Source organism: Actinotignum timonense (assembly GCF_900155575.1).
Classification (GTDB): Bacteria; Actinomycetota; Actinomycetes; order Actinomycetales; family Actinomycetaceae; genus Actinotignum; species Actinotignum timonense.
On sequence record NZ_LT706966.1, the window covers coordinates 358,344 to 376,839 of the forward strand.

Below are 18,496 nucleotides of genomic sequence, written 5' to 3' on the forward strand. Positions count from 1 at the left end.
CCCGCGCGCCGCACGCACGAAAGGAGGGATCATGGCCGCCACGCGGTTCCCACCGGGCTCTACCTCAGCCCCGGATTACTACCGCTGGCGCGCCCACGTCTTCCTCGTTGTCTATATCGGCTATGTATTCGCCTACACCACCCGCAATAACCTCAAAGTGGTCTCCGCCCGCTTCGTGGAAGAAGAAGGCTGGTCCCTCTACCAGGTCGGTTTCGTGCTCAGCGCCTTCACCCTCGCCTACGGGTTCGGGAAAATCATTTTCGGCATGGTGGCCGACCGCGTCTCGCTGCGCCGGCTCTTCGGCGGGGCGCTCATTATTTCCGGAACCCTGTGCATCCTCACCGGTTTCCCCAGCTCCCCCCACGCTATCGCGGCCCTGACCTTCGCGAACGGACTGGTGCAATCGGCCCTCGCCCCGGCCGCCCTGGTCCTCCTGGGGGCCTGGTACCCCAATTCTTCGCGCGGTTCGCGGGTGGCGATCTGGAATACCTCCCAAAACCTGGGCGCCGCGCTCCTCCCGCTGCTGGCCGGGGCGCTCACCGGCTGGAGCCTGGCCCATTTCCATATTTTCCTCATCCCGGGCCTGTTCACTATCGCGGTGGGCATCTGGGCCTACCGCACCGGCGCGGACCGCCCCTGGCGCCAGGGCCTACCCACCCTCACCATGCTGTTCGGCCCGGCCGGCACCCCGCAGCTGAGCACCCGCGCGGACGGCTACTGGCCCACGGTGGTGCGGGCGGTGCTCACCAACCGCTGGATCCTCACCCTGGTCGGCATTAATACGCTGCTGTATTGCATCCGTTTCGGGGTCATCAACTGGGTGGTTATTTTCGCGGCCGCCCACACCACCGGGCGCGACGGCGAAATCGCACTGGCCGGCGCGGAACTGGCGGCGATTCCGGCTTCCTTCGCTTTCGGGGCCTACGCGGCGCGCTACCCTAACCGGGCTTCGTCGGCCGCCATGAAAGCGATGCTGGCCCTGGCCGTGGCACTCGCCGCCTGGCCCCACCTGGCTTTTAGCAGTTCTTCGGCGGCCGGCGCGCTGCTGCTCGGTGCCCTCATTTACGGACCTCAGGTGAGTATTAATATGCTCACCCTCTCCCTGGTTCCCGATAATGTGGCGGGGGCTGCCACCGGGGTGGTGGGCGCGGCCGGCTACCTGGCCGGCGAAACCCTCGCGAATTTCCTCATCCCCCACCTGGTGACCGGCTACGGCTGGACGGTGGCCTACACCAGCCTCGCCCTCACCGCCCTCATCTGCGCGGCCGGTTACGCGAGCTTGCGCGGCCCGGAAATGCGCAGCCTGCGGTATTAAGTACGACGGCGCAGCTAGCTGGCCGCCAGCACACCCGCGCGGGGCCCGAATCCTCGGGCCCCGCGCCGGCGTCGTCGTACATTATGCAGAGTTAGGCCTGCACCACGGCCTGTTCGCGCCGCGAGAGCGAAAGGTACATAACCCCGGCCGCCACCGCGATGCCGGCGAGCAGCGTGAAGGAGGCCGCCCAGGAGAAGCGTTCGGCGAGGATCGGCATAATGAGGTTCGCGCCCATTTCGCCCACGATATATCCGAAGAGCCCCACGAAACCGACCGCCACCCCGGCCGCCTTGAGCGGCACGAAGTTGAGAGTGAGGATATTGACGATGAGCTGCGGGCCGTAAATCAGCGCGCCCATAAGCCCAGAAACGATGAGGAGCACCACGTAATTGTCGTTGCCCATGTAGACCCAGATGAGGCCGGCCAGGCACAGCAAACCGAGGAAGCCCACCACCGACTGGCGGTTGGGGAGCTTGACGGAAATCCACGCAAAGAGGAAGGAACCGGGAATCGCGATCCATTCCAGCACCGAGAAAGCCGTGGAGTACTGCGCTTCCGTGAAGCCCATTTCGGTGCCGAGGAAGGCCGGCATCCAGTTGAGCACCCCGAAACGCAGGAAGTAGAGCGCGGCGTTGATGAAGGCCACGGTGAGGACCAGCGGGGAGGTGAAAACGAAACGCACCAGGATATGCCAGTAGCTTTCGTCGGGGGTTTCGTCGGTATTCGGTTCGCCGGCCTTCCCGTAGATCTGGCGCAGAGTGGGCATGCCTTCAGCTTCGGGGCGGTCCCCGCCGTACTTCCAGAAGAAGATCGAGAGGCCGAAGACCACCAGGCCCGGGCCCCAGAAGGCAATCGCGCCGCCGCTGGGTCCGCCCAGGGCCAGCAGCCAGGTGATCATGAGGGGCAGCAGCGCCCCGCCCAGGTTCTGCGAGGTATTCCAGATCGCGATACCGGAACCGCGGGTTTTATTCGGGTACCAATTCGCGATCATCGCCATGGACGAAGGCGCGAGCGCCCCCTGCGCGCAGCCGAGCAGGAACATGAGCACCGCGAGCAGGTAGAAGTTCGTGGTAAAACCGATGGCAACGCAGAGCACCGCGGAAAGCCCCAGGCAGCCGGCGAAAATGCGGCGCAGGGAAACACGGTCGGAAAGCATCCCCATGAAGAATTTCCCGAAGCCGTAGGTGATGGTGAACATGGTGAGCACCAGGCCGATTTGCGGCAGGCTCCAGTCGTTCTCCAGGCGCAGGGCTTCGGAGCGGAGTTTGAAATTATTGCGGACCAGGTACGCGCATACGTAGCCGAGGTAGGCCACGAAGAACACCATGCCGCGCCGCCTGAGGTACTGCGCGAAAGTGTCCGGGTGCGCGGCGGCGAATTGCGCGCTGGTGTCCTCGGATTCCGCGGCGGGCGTGGCCGGCCGCTTATCGTCACTCGATGACATCACTACTCCTCCTTGAGCTGAACTGTATGTCAGTTTAAGGAGTGTAGCGCACTATTGCCGCCGAGTGGTAGTCCCGGGCGGTTGGTTGAGTGCGGAATCGCGGCCGCTAGAGGCTTCGTTCCGCGCTTAGGCTTCGCGGTTGATAAACTCCCCTCCGTCGCGCAGCGCCCGCACATTGGCGAGGATAAGCTCTTCGGCACCCACGGGCCGCCCGCCGGCGGTATGCGGGGTAATAATCGTGGCCAGGTCCCACAGCGGTGAATCCGCGGGGAGCGGCTCGGTGGCGGTTACGTCCAGGCCGGCGCCCGCGATTTTTCCTTCGCGCAGCGCGGTGGCCAGGTCTTCTTCGTTCACCGTTTTTCCGCGCCCCACATTAACGACGACGGCGCGACTGGGCAGGGCCGAAAAGACGCTCGCATCCACCACGTTGGCGGTGGCCTCGGTGGCGGGGAGGATGAGAATGAGGACATCGGTATCAGCCAGGAGCTCATCGCGCTGGGCGAGGTTGGCGCCGTCGTACACCTCAATATCACCTTCGGTGCGCCGAGAGGTGGCCAGGCCGCGCACCTGCGCCCCGAAAACTTTGAGCATCCCGGCCAGGTGGCGCCCGATATGCCCGTAGCCCCAGATAGTTACCTTCGCGCCGAGCAGGCTGGTGAGGCGCCCGCCGGGGCGCAGCTCGGTGAAGAAGATGCGATCGCGCGACCAGCGGTGGTTGTGCTGTTCTTCGGTGGCGATGCGCAGGTCGCGCACCAGGTAGAGCGCGAGTGCGATGGCGTGTTCGGATACGGTGGCGTCATGCAAGCCGTTCGCGGTGGCGAGGATGACTCCGGCGGGCGGGTTAGTGGCGTGCAGGCTTTCCGCGCCGGCCATCATGCCCTGGATGAGTTTGAGTTGGGGAAGCTGGGCCACGTGTTCGGTCGCATTCGGATCGAGCCAGACCACGAGGGCTTCGGCATCGCGGTGTTCTTCCGGGATGGGTGCGTTCACATCGAAGATCACCCAGGTGACGCCCGCTTCGGGCGGGAGGGAGAGGTCAAAGCTATTGGGGAGCAGTACTTTCATGGCTTTAGCCTAGTCCGGTGCAGGCGCGCATAACAGGGCGAATGCGCCCGCGCGGTAAGAAAAACTCCCCGCGCGGTTGTGCGAATTTCTGCGCGCTCCTGCCTAGAAGCGGATGGCATCAATCGGTTTGATGCGCAGCGCCATGGTGGCCGGGATAATTCCGCAGAGCGCTCCCACTCCGGCGGAGATCGCCAGGCCAATAAAGGCGGCCAATACCGGGTATCCCACGCTATCCACCGAGAAGGGCAGGTCGAGCCACCGGGCTAGGGGCGCGGTACGGATGGTGATAATCGAGGCGATGACCCCGATGAAACCGGCTGCCGTCGTCGCCACCACGGATTCCAGGAATACCGAGGTGAAGATACGGCGCGCGGAGGCGCCCATAGCGCGGCGGATCCCCATTTCCCGCACCCGTTGCTTCATCGTGACGATGGAAACGGTCAGCAGGCCCAGGGCGCCCACCAGGATCACGATCCCGCCGATGGCCGCGATAATCGCAGTGACCTGGCGTTCGGTTGATTCCTGGCCGCGCATCTGACTTTCGATGAACTGGCCTTCCACCTGGTAGTTCTTCCCCAGGCGGCCCTGGAGTACGGAGACGAGGACCTTCTGGGCTTCCGCTTCTTCCCCGCGCGGCACCAGCACCGAAACGGTGGAGGAATTCATGGGGGAAAGCTGAGCCATCGCGGCGGCGGCCATGCTCTGGTAGGGCACGTGCAGGCGCGGGCTATCCCAGCGCGAGCGGTCCGCAACCACCCCGACTACCGTCATCCGCACCCCGGTGGGTCCGGATAGCGCGATCTGCGGGTAGCTGGCCAGCGAAGGCTCGCCCATCTCCTTGTAGAGCATTTCATTGACGACGGCGGGGTTCATGAGGCGCTCGCCATCCGCTTCGGTGAGCCACCGCCCGCGGGTGAGCTGCACATCGAAGAGCGGGCCGTAGGCCGGGTCCACGGCGAGCATTTCGTAATTCGGTTCCATCATCCCGAACCCGGGGCGGCCACCTTCACCGAACTCGGTGCTGGCAGAACCATCTCCCACGGGTTCGGCGCCTTCTACCGCGCCGCCGCTTTCCAGCTCTCCGCCGCCGCTTTCCAGCTCTCCGCCGGATTCCGCCCCGGCCATGCTTTCGGATTCCCAACCCTCCAGGTCCTGAATATCACCGGTGCCGCCAGCCCCGGCCAGCACCGGCGGGAAGGCGAGGGACACATAGGAAGTGCGCGAGCGCGTCCAATAATTCGCCCCGGCCTTCTCCATGTATTCGGCCACGGTGGTGCCAAAAACATCCTCGCTGGCTTGGGAGCCGGCTAGGGTGCCGAGCTGCGCGCCGGTGGGCGGAGCCACGGGATTCGCGTACGGATTGGCGTAAGGATCGGCATAAGGGTTGGCGTACGGATCAGCGCCGCCCTCCCCGCCGGTGTTATACACCCCGATATTGACGGTGCCGGGTTTGCCCTCCCACTGGGCGAGCTGGTGTTCCCCGGCGGCGCTAATGAGCTGGCCCAGGGCGAGCACGGTTGCCATCGCCCACACCGCGGCCGCCACCCCAACGAGGGAGAGGATAACTCGCCCGCGATCCACTCGAATTTCTTCCCAGGCTTCGAGAACGGCCCCGAAAATGCGTGTCATTTTTCCTCCGGCCAGACGAGCCCATCGTGGATGGTGAAACGGCGATCCGCGCGGGCGGCCACTTTCGGATCGTGGGTGATCATAATGAAAGTGGCGTTATTTTCCCGCGCCATGCTTTCCATAAGATCCATGACCCGCCCCGCGGTATCCACGTCGAGGGCGCCGGTTGGTTCATCCGCGAGGAGCACCTGGGGGCGGCGCACGAGCGCCCGGGCGAGGGCCACCCGCTGCTGTTCCCCGCCCGAGAGCTGGGAGGGCATCGCATCCAGGCGGTCCCCTAATCCCACCCGATCTAGCATCTGGGCAGCTAAGCTGCGGCGTCGAAAAATAGTAGCGGTATCCGAATACAGCAGGGGCACTTCCACGTTTTGCACGGCGGTGCGGCCACGGAACAGATTGAACTGCTGGAAAACGAAACCGAAAAGGGAGCCGCGCAGGTGGGCGCGCGCCGATTCGCTCAAGTCCGCCACATCGCGGCCCTCAAAACGGTAGGAGCCGGTATCGGGCAGGTCGAGCATCCCGATGATATTGAGGAGGGTGGATTTCCCCGTTCCGGACTGGCCCATAATCGCCACGTACTCCCCGCGCTCGATGCGCAGGTCCACCCCGCGCAGAATCGGCAGCGGGCGGCCGTTCGGGAGGGTGACGGTGCGGGTCACCTGCTCAAGCTCTAACATCACATCCCCATCATCGGGTCGGGCGTGGGCTGCGCGCTCGGCACGTACTGGAGGATTTCTTCGCCTTCTTCCAGCCCGCCGGTGATTTGGATTTGGCGCCCGTCCGTGACCCCGAGTTGCACGGTGCGTTTGGTGGGTTGCCCGCCGTCCGCCGCGGGCAGGTAGACCACGCCCTCGCGGAAGCGCCCTTCCACCGCGCTCACCGGTACCGTGAGCACCCCGGTGGTATTGCTCCCCGGGATGGTGAGTTTCGCGGCCGAACCGTCGTAGACCTGCTGTTCGGCGGGAATATCGCAGATAAGGGCGGGTTGCACGCTTCCAGACGCCCCATCCAGACCGCGCGCCTCGGCTTCTTTAGCGCCCAGGCCAGCTCCCGCGCCGGTTTTTTCCGTGACCGTGCGCAGATTGGTGCAATCGAAAGGCGCCGGGCCGTTCGTGACCGCGAGCTGCCCGGCCGGCGGCAGCGAAGCGAGCGAATAGAGCTGTTCGGGTTTCACGCTCACCCGAGCGTGGTAGGTGGCCGGGGTGATCGAACCGATGCTTTCCCCGATGGAAACCGGCTGGCCCACGAGCACATCCACCGCCACGGTGCCGCTCACCGGGGCGAGCACATTTACGTAACTCACTTCGATATAGGGTTCGCCGGGCACTTCCACTTCGGTGCCGTCCTCAAAAGTTTCCACGGTGGCGGCGGTGGTTTTTTCTTCTTCGTGGCGGATCCGCAGCAGCCGGTCACCTTCATTGACGACGGCGCCCGCTTTGACATCGACCACGTCCACGGTGCCGTTGGCGGTGGCCCGCACGGGAGTGGCCGGATTGCGCATGACGGTGGCATCGAGCGTGAGGGAATTATCGATATCCCCCGGCATGGCCACCACCGTGGGGATGGTGAAATCCCCCTGGGCCACGAGTTCCGTGGAGGTGCGTTGGCTCGGGAAAAATGCGAACTTGACGAGCGCTGCGGCGATGACGAGGCCGAGCAGGAGCTTGATGACCTGGAAAATGGTGTCAGTTTTCTTCATGGACGGGCACCTTTGCACACGGGAAATAGGATTCGGGAAGCCGGGCGTGGCACCGAACTACTTGGAAGATTACCGTGACGAGGCCGAAAAATAAATAGGAAAATTCATCACGTTTCTTTTAGTGAGCAACTTACCTTCCGCCGGATACGCCACCGCGCCGCGGGGGCTGGGCCTCCGCGGCGCGGGCGTCGTCGTACCGAAAAATTACTTTCGAGCCGGAGTACTTCCTGAAGCGACCGGGTTATTTCCCCAGCGCGCCAGGTCATTTCCCCGGCCGGCCGGGTTACTTCCCGGGTTTAATGAAGGGGAAGGTGATCGTTTCACGGATCCCCAGGCCGGTCATGGCGGTGAGGAGGCGGTCGATACCCATGCCCATGCCGCCGGTGGGCGGGAAGCCCTGTTCCATGGCGGCGAGGAAGTCTTCGTCCAGCTGCATGGCTTCCGGGTCACCGTTGGCGGCTTCGATGGATTGCTGGGTGAGGCGTTCGCGCTGGATAACCGGGTCGGCCAGCTCGGAGTAGGCAGTGCCCAGTTCCATGCCCCGCACGTACAGGTCCCACTTTTCGGTCAGGCCCTTCTTGGTGCGGTGCGGGCGGGTGAGCGGGGAGGTGTCCTCGGGGAAGTCGTACACGAAGGTGGGTGCGTAGAGCTGGTCCCCGCACAGTTCTTCGAAGAGTTCTTCCACGATTTTGCCGTTCACCCAGAAGGGCGCGATCGCGATATCGCGGGCTTCCGCGAGGGCTTCGAGGCGTTCACGCGGGGTATCCACGGTGATTTCTTCACCCACGGCCGCGGAAACCGATTCGTACAGATCGAGTTTCTGCCATTCGCCGCCCAGATCATATTCGGTGCCGTCATTCAGGGTGACGGTGGTGGTGCCCAGGGTATCCAGGCAGGCCTGCTGGACGAGGTCCCGGGTAAGTTCGGCCATCGTATCGTAGGTGGCGTAGGCCTGGTAGGCCTCCAGTGCGGTGAATTCCGGGGAGTGGGTGGAGTCGGCGCCTTCGTTGCGGAAGTTCCGCCCGATTTCGAAGACGCGATCCACGCCGCCCACCACCGCGCGCTTGAGGTAGAGCTCGGTGGCAATGCGCAGATAGAGGTCCTCATCGTAGGCGTTAATATGCGTTTGGAAGGGCCGGGCTGCAGCGCCGCCGTGGATGGGCTGGAGGATCGGGGTTTCAATTTCCACGTAACTGCGGCGGTCAAAATTGGCGCGCAGCGATTTCATGACCCCGGCGCGCAGCCGCACCATATCACGGGCTGCCGGGCGGGTGATGAGGTCGAGGTGGCGCATCCGCACCCGTGATTCTTCGTTGAGGGCAACGTCTTCGCCGGCTTCGTTCTGGTAAATCTTAGGCAGCGGGCGCAGGGCCTTGGAGGCCATCTGCCATTCGTGGGCGAAAACGGAAAGTTCGCCGCGCTTGGAGGCCCCCACGTGCCCGGACACGAAAATGAAATCGCCCAGGTCAACATCCTGTTTGTAGGCGGCCAGGCGTTCTTCGCCCACGTGCGCGAGGGAGAGAATCACCTGGAGGCGATTGCCGCGCCCGTCTTGGAGGGTGGCGAAAGCAATTTTGCCGCCGGTGCGGGAGAGCATGACACGCCCGGCGATGCCCACCGAGGTCTCGGTTAGTTCTTCGCCGGCTTCAATATCGCTGTATTGTTCCCGGATCTCCGGGATGGTGGCGGTGATAGGAAGTTCGGCCGGGTAGGCTTCGGTTCCTTCCGCGAGCAGGCGGGCGCGCTTGTCCAGCCGGATACGCATCTGTTCCGGGGTTTCACTATCAAGAAATTCACTCACATGGTCATGGTAGACGACGCCGCGCCGCCCGGTCACGTGACGCGGCCCGTATCACCCGATAGACAGGCGGAATATCCGGATAATTTCCGGTTGCTGCCAGGGCTTCGACCGCGGTGATATCGTCCGGGGTGCTATCGCTTGCGGCGGGTGCGTCTTCATTTTTTTCGGCGACGACGCCGCTAGCTGGCGGATCAATAAGTTCGATACCGGCGTCGGCCATGGCGAGTGCTTGTTCTTGGAGTCCGCGGGCGTAGGTGCTGTCCAGTCCGGCGGCGGCGAGCATGCGCTGAACTTGGCCGGCGAGGAGTGCGGTGTGCCGGGAGGCGTGGGTGAGGGCGGCGGCGTAGAGTCCGCGGTTTTCTTCGGCGAGGACGGAAGGTTCTCCCCCGAGTTCGCTCACGAGGGCCATGCCGATGGGGAGGAGTGGCGCAGAGCTGGTGACTGCCCAGGTGGCGCCGATGAGTTGGCGCATATCAAGGGAGGTCCCGGTGAACGTCAAGGCCGGATGGAGGGCGAGGGTGAGGGCGCCGGCGGCGGCCGCATCCCGGAGTACGCCCGTGCCAAAGCGCGCGCTGGTGTGGATGACGAGCTGGCCGGGGCGCCACCATCCCTGCCCGGCGGCGTGTTCCACGACGCCGGGCAGGGCGGCGTCGGGCAATGCAAGGAGGATGAGGTCTGCGCGGGCGAGGAGGTCTTTGGTTTCGCGCGCGGGTACTCCGGGGAGGAGGGCGTCGAGGCGTTCGCGGCTGGCGCTGCTGCGGGCCACCGCACCGATGATGGTGTGGCCGGCGGCCCGCAGGGCTGCGCCGAGGACGCTTCCGACTTTTCCGGCCGAGATGATCCCTATGGTCATCCGGCCCGGTGTCACTTGCGGCCCCGCAACCGATCGTCGATAGCGGAGAGCGCGGCGGTGATGGCCGGCGCGGGGACTCCGAGGCGGGCGGCTTCTTCGAGGACCGCGGTGCCCAGGGAGTGGATTTCGGTGCGGTTGCCGTCACGCAGGTCGCGTGAGAGCGAGGAGTGTGCATCGGGTGCGAGGCGGCGCAGCCACGCGTGGATTTCCGCGGGGCGGGTGGGAACTTTCTCCATGGTGGCGATGCGGGCCAGTTCGGTGCACATCGCTTCGGTGAGTTCCGGGGCGCGTTCCATGGCGCGGCCGATGGGCAGCCCGGTGGCGCCGGTCAGGAGGGCCATGGCGCATTGGTTGCGGAGTTTGCGCCACAGTACCTGGTTTTCGGTGCCGCGGAAGAACACGTCAATTCCACCGTTGAGGAGTACGCGCGCGATTTCGCCGTCCATGGCGGTATCGGGCATTTCCACTTTGAGGAATTGGGAGGTGTGTTCGATAACTCCGGGCGCGGTGCGTTCGCTGATGGTGTAGACGGAGCCGGACCAGGATTCCCCTTCGGTGAGGGTGTGGATGGCACGAGCATGATCGAAGCCGTTGAAGAGCGCCCCCACTTCTTTGGGGCGGGCCGAGCGAATCGACTTTTCGATGCTGGGGAGGGTGTATGCCTTGGTGCACAGGAGGATTTCACTGCCGCGGGCCGGGCTGGTTATTGCCGGCACCTGCGCGGTGAAATTACCGAACCGCTTGGATTTAATAACAATTCCGTTGCGGTTAATAACATCTGCGGTGCGCTCGGTAGCAACAACCGCGACTTTTTGACCGTTGTGCGCGAGAACTCCCGCGATGAGCCCACCAATACCACCCGGGCCGTAGATATTAAGCATGGGAATAATCCTAGATGTAGAAAAATGTAAAAGTGCGGCTACGCGACGTGTTTCACTCTTGTATCGGGCCGAAATCACTTTCAGGAACCTAGCTGCGGCCCGACCCGGGACTATTGTCATTCCCTTGGGGGTACGACGGCGCCGTAGGCGCGCCCGGCTGAGTGGGTGCAGCTGGCGGTGCGGCGGGCCGCACAACCGATGGTGCAGCGGGCCCGGCCGGAGGTAATTCGGGGTGCCAGCCGCGCGGGCCGTTCCCGCGTTCGCGGACGGTGGCGGTGAGGACACGGCTGGCGGTAGCAGCATCCATGTGTTTGGCGTGGGCATCTACCGAGAGCCCCACGGTTGCCCAGCGCAGGGTGCCGAGCTGGAAGCGGCGCTCAAGCGGGCCCTGGCTGATAATAGCGGATTGATAGTGTTCGCGCAGCAAAATTGTTACTTTGCGGTACCAGAACCAGCCGTGCCGCATAATAATGACATCCTCCCCCACGAAAATACCCGAGCGTTTCCACCCGATGGGATCCAACCAGCGTGAGGAGCGCGGGTTGGGAATGAATCCGGGGAGGGCACTGTCATCAAGAAGATAACGGCGTAGCTGGACCAGGCTGGGCACCCCGGTGTGAGGTGGGCGCGCCAAAGCATCGGCAGTTCCAGCGGCAGCGGCGCCACTAGCGGCAGCGGCGCCACTAGCGGCAGCGGTAGTAGCCTCGGATGCGGCATCGGCCTCGGGAAGCACGTCAGCGTCGGCGTCTTTCGCGAAGCCGAGTTCACGCGCAACGGCGAGGACATCCTCGACCGTTCCTACCGGGACCAAGGCATCATTTGCGGTCTTGGCTGCTTCCATCGCTTCGGAAATCGAGCCGGAAATAACGCAGCTTTCTACTTTCCACCATCCGGGCCACAAATTCGGTTTTTTGAAGGCCAGCGCGTGGACGCGATAGGAAGGTAACCCGAGGGTACGCCGGGATAACAGCCCTTCTTGTTTTTCCACGCCTTCGGCCGTGGGTGAGATGCGGGCTCCCCAATTGGCTTGCAGGGAGCTCACGGGCTGCCATATCAGCGCGATGATGAGGAAGAGGAGGGCGAAGGAGCCGCCTTCATCGGTAAGCAGATAGGTGGTGACCGACCCGGCCACCGTGATAATAGCGAGGAAGATTCGCGGGGACAGCACGAGGGATGCGAGGAACCGCCGCGCGGACATGGCATACAGGTGCGGGCGTGCTTCTGGAGCGCTGACGGTGGCAAGATCGGGAACTTCCGAGCTATCCCCGCTGCGCATTTTATCCGCGAGCGAGAGCACGAGGGGCCGCAGTTTTTCAGCGTGGGGCAGCGCCAGCCACCCGATCTCTACTTTTTCTCCACCGGAGGTAATAGTGAGGCTGGCTTGGCGCACCAACCGGGCGAGGAGTTTTTGGGTGACATCCACGCTTTGGATACGATCCCAGCGCACGTGGCGGTGCTGTTTGAACAGCACGCCGCTGCGCATATGCACCCCGTCCGCATCGAACATCCAGGCCATATGCCGCCATTGGATGGCCGCGACGATCCCGGTAATGAGGGTGACTACCACCGCGATACCCACCGCGATCAGCCAGAAGGAACGCAGCAGATAAACAACATCACGCCAGACCATTCCGGGCGAATCGGTATCCTCCAAGCGCTGAATAATCAGCCAGCCGCCCGCGACCAGCACGAAGAACCACAACGAGAGCAGCGAACTCCACGGCGTCCATTTCGAGACCGGCTGCCAGGTGCCCGAGATCGCGGTGCTACTCACTCCGGGTGCAACGGGTAGCGCACCGGGAGCTGCGGGTAGCGCGCCCGGCGTACCCACCGCGCCCGCTGTGCCCGCCAGCTCGGCAGGTGCGGCCGGCAGCGCGCCGCTTACTCCCATCGCGCTTCCCGCTTCCGGGGATGTTTCGGTGCCGGCCATTTAGACCCCTTCCATTTCGGCTACGCCGAGGTGAAGGAGGCGTTCGCGCACCTCATCTGCTTCCGCGGTAGGCAGGCCGGTGATGACCGCATCCGTTTCCATGGAGGCGGTGTGGAGGGTGACTTTCGCGAGCCCGAAGCGGCGCAGCAGCGGCCCGGATTGCACATCCACCGTTTGGATACGCCCGTAAGGCACCACGTCAATGCGGCGGAACATAATCCCGCGGCACAGGCGCAGCGCAATATCATCCATGGCGTAACCGAGGTGATTCACCTGCCGGGACACGATGCGCAGGTGAATGAGGAAACCGAGGATGGGCAGCCCCAGCAGGGGCGCATAATAAGCGAGCGGTTCGGGGCGCACAATAAATCCAGCCACCGCGAGCGCGATGAGGAGCACGAGCCAGAAGCACGCGGCGATAATCCACCGCACCGTGAAGAGTTTGCGCGACACCGCGCGGTAATTCCGCCCAGGATCAAGAGGGGTAGTCACCATGGCTTAACGCTACCAAAGGGCTACGACATAAAAATTGGCCCGGAAAAACACCCGCGCTTGCCGCGGCGCAATGAAACCGGCGCCCCGCTACCGCCGTTCAATACGGCACCAGGTATCCACGATCCACCCGACCACCGCGAGCACCAGCGCCGCGGCGGTGAGAATCCCCCAGGCCCGCGCACTCGCCCGGGTAAAGGAGGTGGAGCCCAGCGCACTCATGATCGCGAGCACTCCCCCGGCACCGGCCAGGAGTGCCCCGCTGCGCAGCCCCGCTGCAGCCCCGGCCGCCACCCGCAGCGCGGCCAGGCGCGAAAGTGATTCGGCACGCCCGCGGCGCAGGCGCCGCACCCGCCAGCCGTACCAGAGCAGCACCGCGGCGATGAGGAGTAGCGGCAGACCGGCGAAGGCGGGCACCGCGACCGGTTGCGCGGCGAGGAGGCGCCGCAGCGCTTCACCCGCTAAGGCACCGGCCGCGCCCCACCCAAGGAAGGCTCGTAGATTACGCACAGCGGCCGCCCGTATCTAGGCCGACGCCGCCGCCGGCACCCGCGTGCTCGCTTAGCCGGGCGCGTTCCAGTTTTGCGGTGGCATCCGGATCGATTTCTTGCCAGGGTTCCATCACGAAGGCGCGGGTATGGGCACGCGGGTGGGGCAGGATGAGAAGCGGGTGGGTGCTGCGTACTCCTTCCACCCATTCGATATCGAGGTCGAGGGTGCGTGCTCCCCAGTGGATGCGGCGCTGGCGCCCGGCCCGCGCCTCAATAGCGCGGAGGGCTGCCAGCACCTCAAGGGGAGCCAGCTCGGTGCTTAGGCGCAGTACCGCGTTGAGGTAATCGGGTTGCGGCTCCTGCCCGGGGGCGAGCACGGGCGCGGTGGTATGGAATGAGGAGACCGCGTCAATATGGACGGGCAGCGCGGTTATCTGGGTGAGGGCAGTGCGTAGAGTTTCTTCGCGTTCCCCCAGGTTCGCGCCCATCCCGATCACCATCTCCCGCAGGGTTCCCCCGCGGGCAATATCGGCCAGGCGCCGCACGGTCACCCGGGCGTCCGCGAAGCGGCCCGGCACGGGGGCTTCGGGTTTGTGCACGGTAACTTCCACCGCCAGGGCCCCGCGCGCGAGGACCCGGCTGGCTACCCGCTCCCCCAGTGTTTCAAGCAAGCTCACGGGAGCACTTTCCCCGACCGTGCGGGCGTCCTCTGCCAGATCCGCGTAGGAGATGGTGGCCGCGAGGTCATCTGCGTGGCCTGCCGCGCTGGTGTCCACGAGGGCTGCGACGTCGAAAATAAAAGGGTGATCGGCTTCGCGTTCTTCCGCGTAGACGCCGTGCCGGGCGGATACTTCCACGCCGGTGATGCTCACGGTATCCAGGCAGCATCCGAGCATGGCGAGGGCATCGTGAATACGCGGGGGGAGTCCCATCATGACCGCGCGGCCTCCACAGCTCCCGCGTTTTCGGGGCGGGCCACTCCGGGTTGGGAGGTGGATACCAGCCCGCATTCGCGCAGTTTCGCCACGGTATCCACCGCGATCCGCGATGATGCTACGTCGTGGACCCGCACCGCCCACACGCCCTTTTCGGCGAAATAGGTGCTCAAGGCCGCGGTGGCGCCGTCTCGCCCGCTGGCAGGTAGGCCTTCCGGGGTGACTTCGGCGAGGAAGCGTTTGCGGGAAACTCCGATGAGGACCGGCATGCCGGCCCACAGGAATTCGTCAATATGGGCCGCCAAGTGCCAATCGTCGTCGCCCATTTTTGCGAAGCCGAAGCCCGGGTCGATGATGATCCGGGTGGGGGCAATTCCGGCAGCAACGGCGCCCGCCACGCGCTCAAGGACTTCCGTGCTGACTTCGCGGCCGATAGCGCGATAGCCGGCCAGGGAATTCATGGTTTGTGCGTCGCCGCGCCCGTGCTGGAGCACATAGTAGGCCCCGGATTCGGCCACGGTTTCCCACATGGAGCTGTCCCCACGCCCGCCGGTCACGTCGTTGATAATGCGGGCGCCGGCCGCGCAGGCTCGCGCCGCGGTTTCGGCGTGGTAGGTATCGACCGAGATGGGGATATGCGCGGCTAGTTCGCGTACCACCGGCCCGATGCGCTCCCATTCTTCCGCGGGGCTGAGGAGGGTGGCGCCCGGGCGGGTGGATTCCCCGCCGATGTCGATGATATCTGCCCCGGCGGCGATGAGTTCATGGCCGTGGGCGATGGCGGTATCGACCGTGGCCCAGCGCCCGCCGTCGGAAAAAGAATCGGGGGTGACGTTGAGGATTCCCATGACGCGGGTGCGGGGTCCCCCCAGGAGTTCCGGATCGCGCAGTGGCATAGGTGTTGGCATTTTAGGCTCCCCGTTCGATGAGACTCATGGCTTCGGCGCGGGTGCTTGGTTTGCGCAGCATGCCGCGCACCGCCGAGGTGACGGTACGCGAACCGGAATTGCGCACCCCGCGCATGGTCATGCACATATGTTCGGCTTCCACCACTACGAGCACTCCGGCCGCGCCCAAACGGTCACGCAGCGCATTGGCGATCTGGGTAGTGAGGCGCTCTTGCACCTGGGGGCGACGCGCGTAGCCTTCCACCAGCCGGGCAAGTTTGGATAGGCCGGTGACGTTCCCTTCCGCCCCGGGAATATAGACGATATGGGCCGCCCCAAAGAAGGGCAGCAGGTGATGTTCGCACATGGAATAGAAGGTGATATCCCGTACCACCACCATTTCGTGGAAGTCCTCCGCGAATTGGGCGTCGAGCACCGCGTCGGGATCCTTGCCCACCCCGGAAAAAATTTCGGTGCAGGCGCGGGCTACCCGCGCGGGAGTATCCACCAGGCCGGGGCGGTCCGGGTCCTCACCGATAGCGCTGAGGAGTTCCCGCACGGCCCGCTCCACCCGCGCGGTATCGACCTGCCGCGCGCCGGGGCGCTGCGTGTCCACACCCTGGCAATCCACCTGGCCGTTTCCCGCTGATTCCACTGCGCTCATGCATCCGTCCTTTCCGCGCTCACGCCCCGCATTTTCCGCGCTCATAACCACGAAAGTTTAGGCACCCTCATTTTCCGCGCCGTGCCGACCGCGCGGGCCGAGCGGCCCGGTGGCAGCATCGGGGAGTTCCGGGGCGGCAAGGCGCGAATCGGCTGCCGCTTCCGCCTCGGTTTTCCCTTCCGGGAGCGGGATGGGTGGGCGCTGCGAGACCGGGCGGTCCGGGGCGGAAAGCCACACTTCCCGCTCCGGGGCTTTGACAACGTCTTTGAAAATCTCCGCGAGTTCGTTTTCCAGCACGGTTTCCTTATCGAGGAGCACCGCGGCCAGGTGATCGAGGATATCCCGGTTTTCGGTGATGATCGTCCATGCTTCGGTGAGAGCCTGGTCGAGAAGGGCCCGCACGTTCTCATCCACGGTGGCAGCCAGGGAATCCGAGGTGCGCGAAGCCGCCCCGAAGCTCGCTTCTTCCTGGGCCGTGGGAGCCACCCGCACCGCCCCCACCGCGGTGGTCATCCCGTATTCGGTCACGATCTTGCGCGCGGTTTCGGTGGCTTTCTGGATGTCATTGGAGGCGCCGGTGGAGGGGTCGCGGAAAATGATTTCTTCCGCGGCACGCCCGCCCAGCGCGTAGGTGAGCTGGTCGAGGAGCTGGTTGCGGGTAACCGAATAGCGATCCTCGGTAGGCATAACCATCGTGTAACCCAGGGCCCGCCCGCGCGGCAAAATAGTTACCTTAGTGACCGGATCGGTGTAGCGCAGCGCCGCAGCCGCGAGCGCGTGCCCGCCTTCGTGATAGGCCGTCATGCGCCGGTCCTCCGGGCTCATCACCCGGCTGGAGCGCTGCGGGCCGGCCATCACGCGATCCGAGGCTTCATCCACATCCGCATTGGTGATGACGTGGGCGTGGCGGCGCGCCGCCAAGAGCGCTGCTTCGTTGAGGATATTGGCCAGATCCGCGCCCGTGAAACCGGGGGTGCGCTTGGCGACTCCGGCCAGGTCTACGTCGTCCGCGAGCGGCTTGCCGCGCGCGTGCACCCGCAAAATGGCTTCGCGCCCGCGAATATCTGGGGCATCTACCGCGACCTGCCGGTCGAAACGCCCGGGGCGCAGCAGCGCCGGGTCCAGCACATCCGGGCGGTTGGTGGCGGCAATAAGAACCACCGCTTCGTCAGTGGAGAAGCCGTCCATTTCCACGAGGAGCTGGTTGAGGGTTTGTTCCTGTTCGCCGTGGCTGAGGGCGCCGCTGCTGCGCCCGCGGCCCACCGCGTCAATTTCGTCCACAAAAATAATGGCCGGGGCTTTTTTCTTCGCGGTTTTGAAGAGTTCGCGCACGCGCGAGGCACCCATACCCACGTAAAGCTCCACGAATTCCGAGGCGGCGATGGAGAAGAACGGCACTTGCGCTTCCCCGGCGATGGCCTTAGCCAGCAGGGTTTTACCCGTTCCGGGCGGGCCGTAGAGCAGCACCCCGCGCGGGATGCGGGCCCCGAGGGCCTGGTAGCGGTCCGGGTTCTTGAGGAAGTCCACCACTTCCTTCACTTCTTCCACGGCTTCATCTTCCCCGGCCACGTCGGAGAAGCGCACTTCGGAGACTTCTCCGTCCGCATTGGCATCTTTCGCCCCGAAGCCGCGTCCCATTTGGCTGCGCATGAACCAGATGAACACCGCGAAGATGAGGATCATGGGCAGGAAGGTGAAGAGCATGGACACAAACACGTTCTGGGAGGGAACGATTGAGTTATGCCCACGCTCCGGATTGGCCCGTTCCACCAGGGAGGTGATGTGCTGGCCCTGCGGGTCAGCGTATTGGAAGGTGACCTTCTTCCCGGCGTCGTGCTTATCGCCGTCGCCGTCCATGGTTTTCGTTGGCTCGGTCAGCCACAGGCGCACCCGGTTGGTGCCGTCTGTGATCTGCACGCGTTGCACGGTGGTACCTTCCAGCAGCGCGATACCTTCCGAGGTGGAGATATTCGACCACTGCATGGCCATGAATTGGTTGGTCCCAATAAAAGCAAGAAGCGCCGCGATGACGATGCCGGAAATAACGCGCCAGCGCCGCCGGCTGGTGCGTTCTTCTTCGCTGAGCTTGTGGCCGGAGCCGGAGCCGGAGCCGCGGGATTTCTTATTCTTCCCGGCGCTGCCCGTACCGGTATCACTGCCCGAGTTCTCCGCCTGGGGCGGGTGGGCCCGGCGCGCCCGGCGCTTGCGCTCATACGCGCTGGGTTCGGTGCGGCTCGCTTCGCTACCGCGAGCCTCACTACCGCGAGCCTCACTACCGCGTGCCTCACCGCCACGAGCTTCGCTTCCGCCCGGCGCAGTGCCGCCCCTGGCTTTTATAAACATCTCGATGGGGTAAAGAGACCGGGCCTAGGGGTTGGCATTTTTGGGTTCCCGTTCGATGAGACTCATG

16 protein-coding genes are annotated in these 18,496 nt (G+C 64.6%); 1 reads left to right on the top strand and 15 read right to left on the bottom strand.

The window, feature by feature from the left end; all coding sequences use genetic code 11:
- Positions 1 to 31: 31 nt before the first annotated feature.
- Positions 32 to 1,315, top strand: coding sequence for an MFS transporter (locus CZ322_RS01540; RefSeq protein ID WP_087069932.1), 1,284 nt, complete (start codon positions 32 to 34; stop codon positions 1,313 to 1,315).
- 91 nt (positions 1,316 to 1,406) lie between these two features.
- Here the strand turns inward: CZ322_RS01540 and CZ322_RS01545 are convergent, their stop codons facing one another.
- The 15 genes from CZ322_RS01545 to ftsH all read right to left on the bottom strand — a co-directional run bounded on the left by CZ322_RS01545 (position 1,407) and on the right by ftsH (position 18,429).
- Entirely contained in the window at positions 1,407 to 2,759 is a 1,353-nt protein-coding gene (locus CZ322_RS01545) for an MFS transporter (RefSeq protein WP_087069933.1), read from the bottom strand.
- Between the two features lie 126 nt (positions 2,760 to 2,885).
- Entirely contained in the window at positions 2,886 to 3,824 is a 939-nt protein-coding gene (locus CZ322_RS01550) for an NAD(P)-dependent oxidoreductase (RefSeq protein ID WP_087069934.1), read from the bottom strand.
- Positions 3,825 to 3,926: 102 nt separating this feature from the next.
- A complete protein-coding gene (locus CZ322_RS01555) occupies positions 3,927 to 5,453 on the bottom strand; it encodes an ABC transporter permease (protein WP_087069935.1) in 1,527 nt (508 codons plus the stop codon).
- Complete coding sequence (locus tag CZ322_RS01560; RefSeq protein WP_035276747.1) at positions 5,450 to 6,130, bottom strand: ABC transporter ATP-binding protein; 681 nt, start codon at positions 6,128 to 6,130, stop codon at positions 5,450 to 5,452. The genes CZ322_RS01555 and CZ322_RS01560 overlap by 4 nt, the downstream gene beginning before the upstream one ends.
- Positions 6,130 to 7,152 (bottom strand): efflux RND transporter periplasmic adaptor subunit, encoded by a 1,023-nt coding sequence (locus CZ322_RS01565; RefSeq protein WP_087069936.1) that lies wholly within the window; start codon positions 7,150 to 7,152, stop codon positions 6,130 to 6,132. Before CZ322_RS01565 ends, CZ322_RS01560 begins: the two co-directional genes overlap by 1 nt.
- Positions 7,153 to 7,435: 283 nt before the next feature.
- A complete protein-coding gene (lysS, locus tag CZ322_RS01570; protein ID WP_087071123.1) occupies positions 7,436 to 8,917 on the bottom strand; it encodes a lysine--tRNA ligase in 1,482 nt (493 codons plus the stop codon).
- A 40-nt stretch (positions 8,918 to 8,957) separates the two neighbouring features.
- A complete protein-coding gene (locus CZ322_RS01575; protein ID WP_087069937.1) occupies positions 8,958 to 9,806 on the bottom strand; it encodes a Rossmann-like and DUF2520 domain-containing protein in 849 nt (282 codons plus the stop codon).
- A gap of 11 nt (positions 9,807 to 9,817) precedes the next feature.
- Positions 9,818 to 10,687 (bottom strand): ketopantoate reductase family protein, encoded by an 870-nt coding sequence (locus CZ322_RS01580; protein WP_087069938.1) that lies wholly within the window; start codon positions 10,685 to 10,687, stop codon positions 9,818 to 9,820.
- Between the two features lie 88 nt (positions 10,688 to 10,775).
- Complete coding sequence (locus CZ322_RS01585; protein WP_087069939.1) at positions 10,776 to 12,617, bottom strand: PH domain-containing protein; 1,842 nt, start codon at positions 12,615 to 12,617, stop codon at positions 10,776 to 10,778.
- On the bottom strand, positions 12,618 to 13,112 hold the full coding sequence (locus CZ322_RS01590; protein WP_087069940.1) for a PH domain-containing protein: 495 nt from the start codon (positions 13,110 to 13,112) through the stop codon (positions 12,618 to 12,620). It lies immediately after the preceding gene.
- 87 nt (positions 13,113 to 13,199) lie between these two features.
- Entirely contained in the window at positions 13,200 to 13,619 is a 420-nt protein-coding gene (locus tag CZ322_RS01595; RefSeq protein ID WP_087069941.1) for a DUF3180 family protein, read from the bottom strand.
- The gene (gene folK / locus CZ322_RS01600) at positions 13,612 to 14,535 is read right to left on the bottom strand and encodes a 2-amino-4-hydroxy-6-hydroxymethyldihydropteridine diphosphokinase (protein WP_087069942.1); all 924 of its coding nucleotides are present in this window, start codon (positions 14,533 to 14,535) and stop codon (positions 13,612 to 13,614) included. Before folK ends, CZ322_RS01595 begins: the two co-directional genes overlap by 8 nt.
- Complete coding sequence (gene folP / locus CZ322_RS01605; RefSeq protein ID WP_087069943.1) at positions 14,532 to 15,443, bottom strand: dihydropteroate synthase; 912 nt, start codon at positions 15,441 to 15,443, stop codon at positions 14,532 to 14,534. The genes folK and folP overlap by 4 nt, the downstream gene beginning before the upstream one ends.
- A gap of 1 nt (position 15,444) precedes the next feature.
- Complete coding sequence (folE, locus tag CZ322_RS01610; protein WP_180948657.1) at positions 15,445 to 16,086, bottom strand: GTP cyclohydrolase I FolE; 642 nt, start codon at positions 16,084 to 16,086, stop codon at positions 15,445 to 15,447.
- A 57-nt stretch (positions 16,087 to 16,143) separates the two neighbouring features.
- Complete coding sequence (ftsH, locus tag CZ322_RS01615; RefSeq protein ID WP_087069944.1) at positions 16,144 to 18,429, bottom strand: ATP-dependent zinc metalloprotease FtsH; 2,286 nt, start codon at positions 18,427 to 18,429, stop codon at positions 16,144 to 16,146.
- Positions 18,430 to 18,496 lie beyond the last annotated feature (67 nt).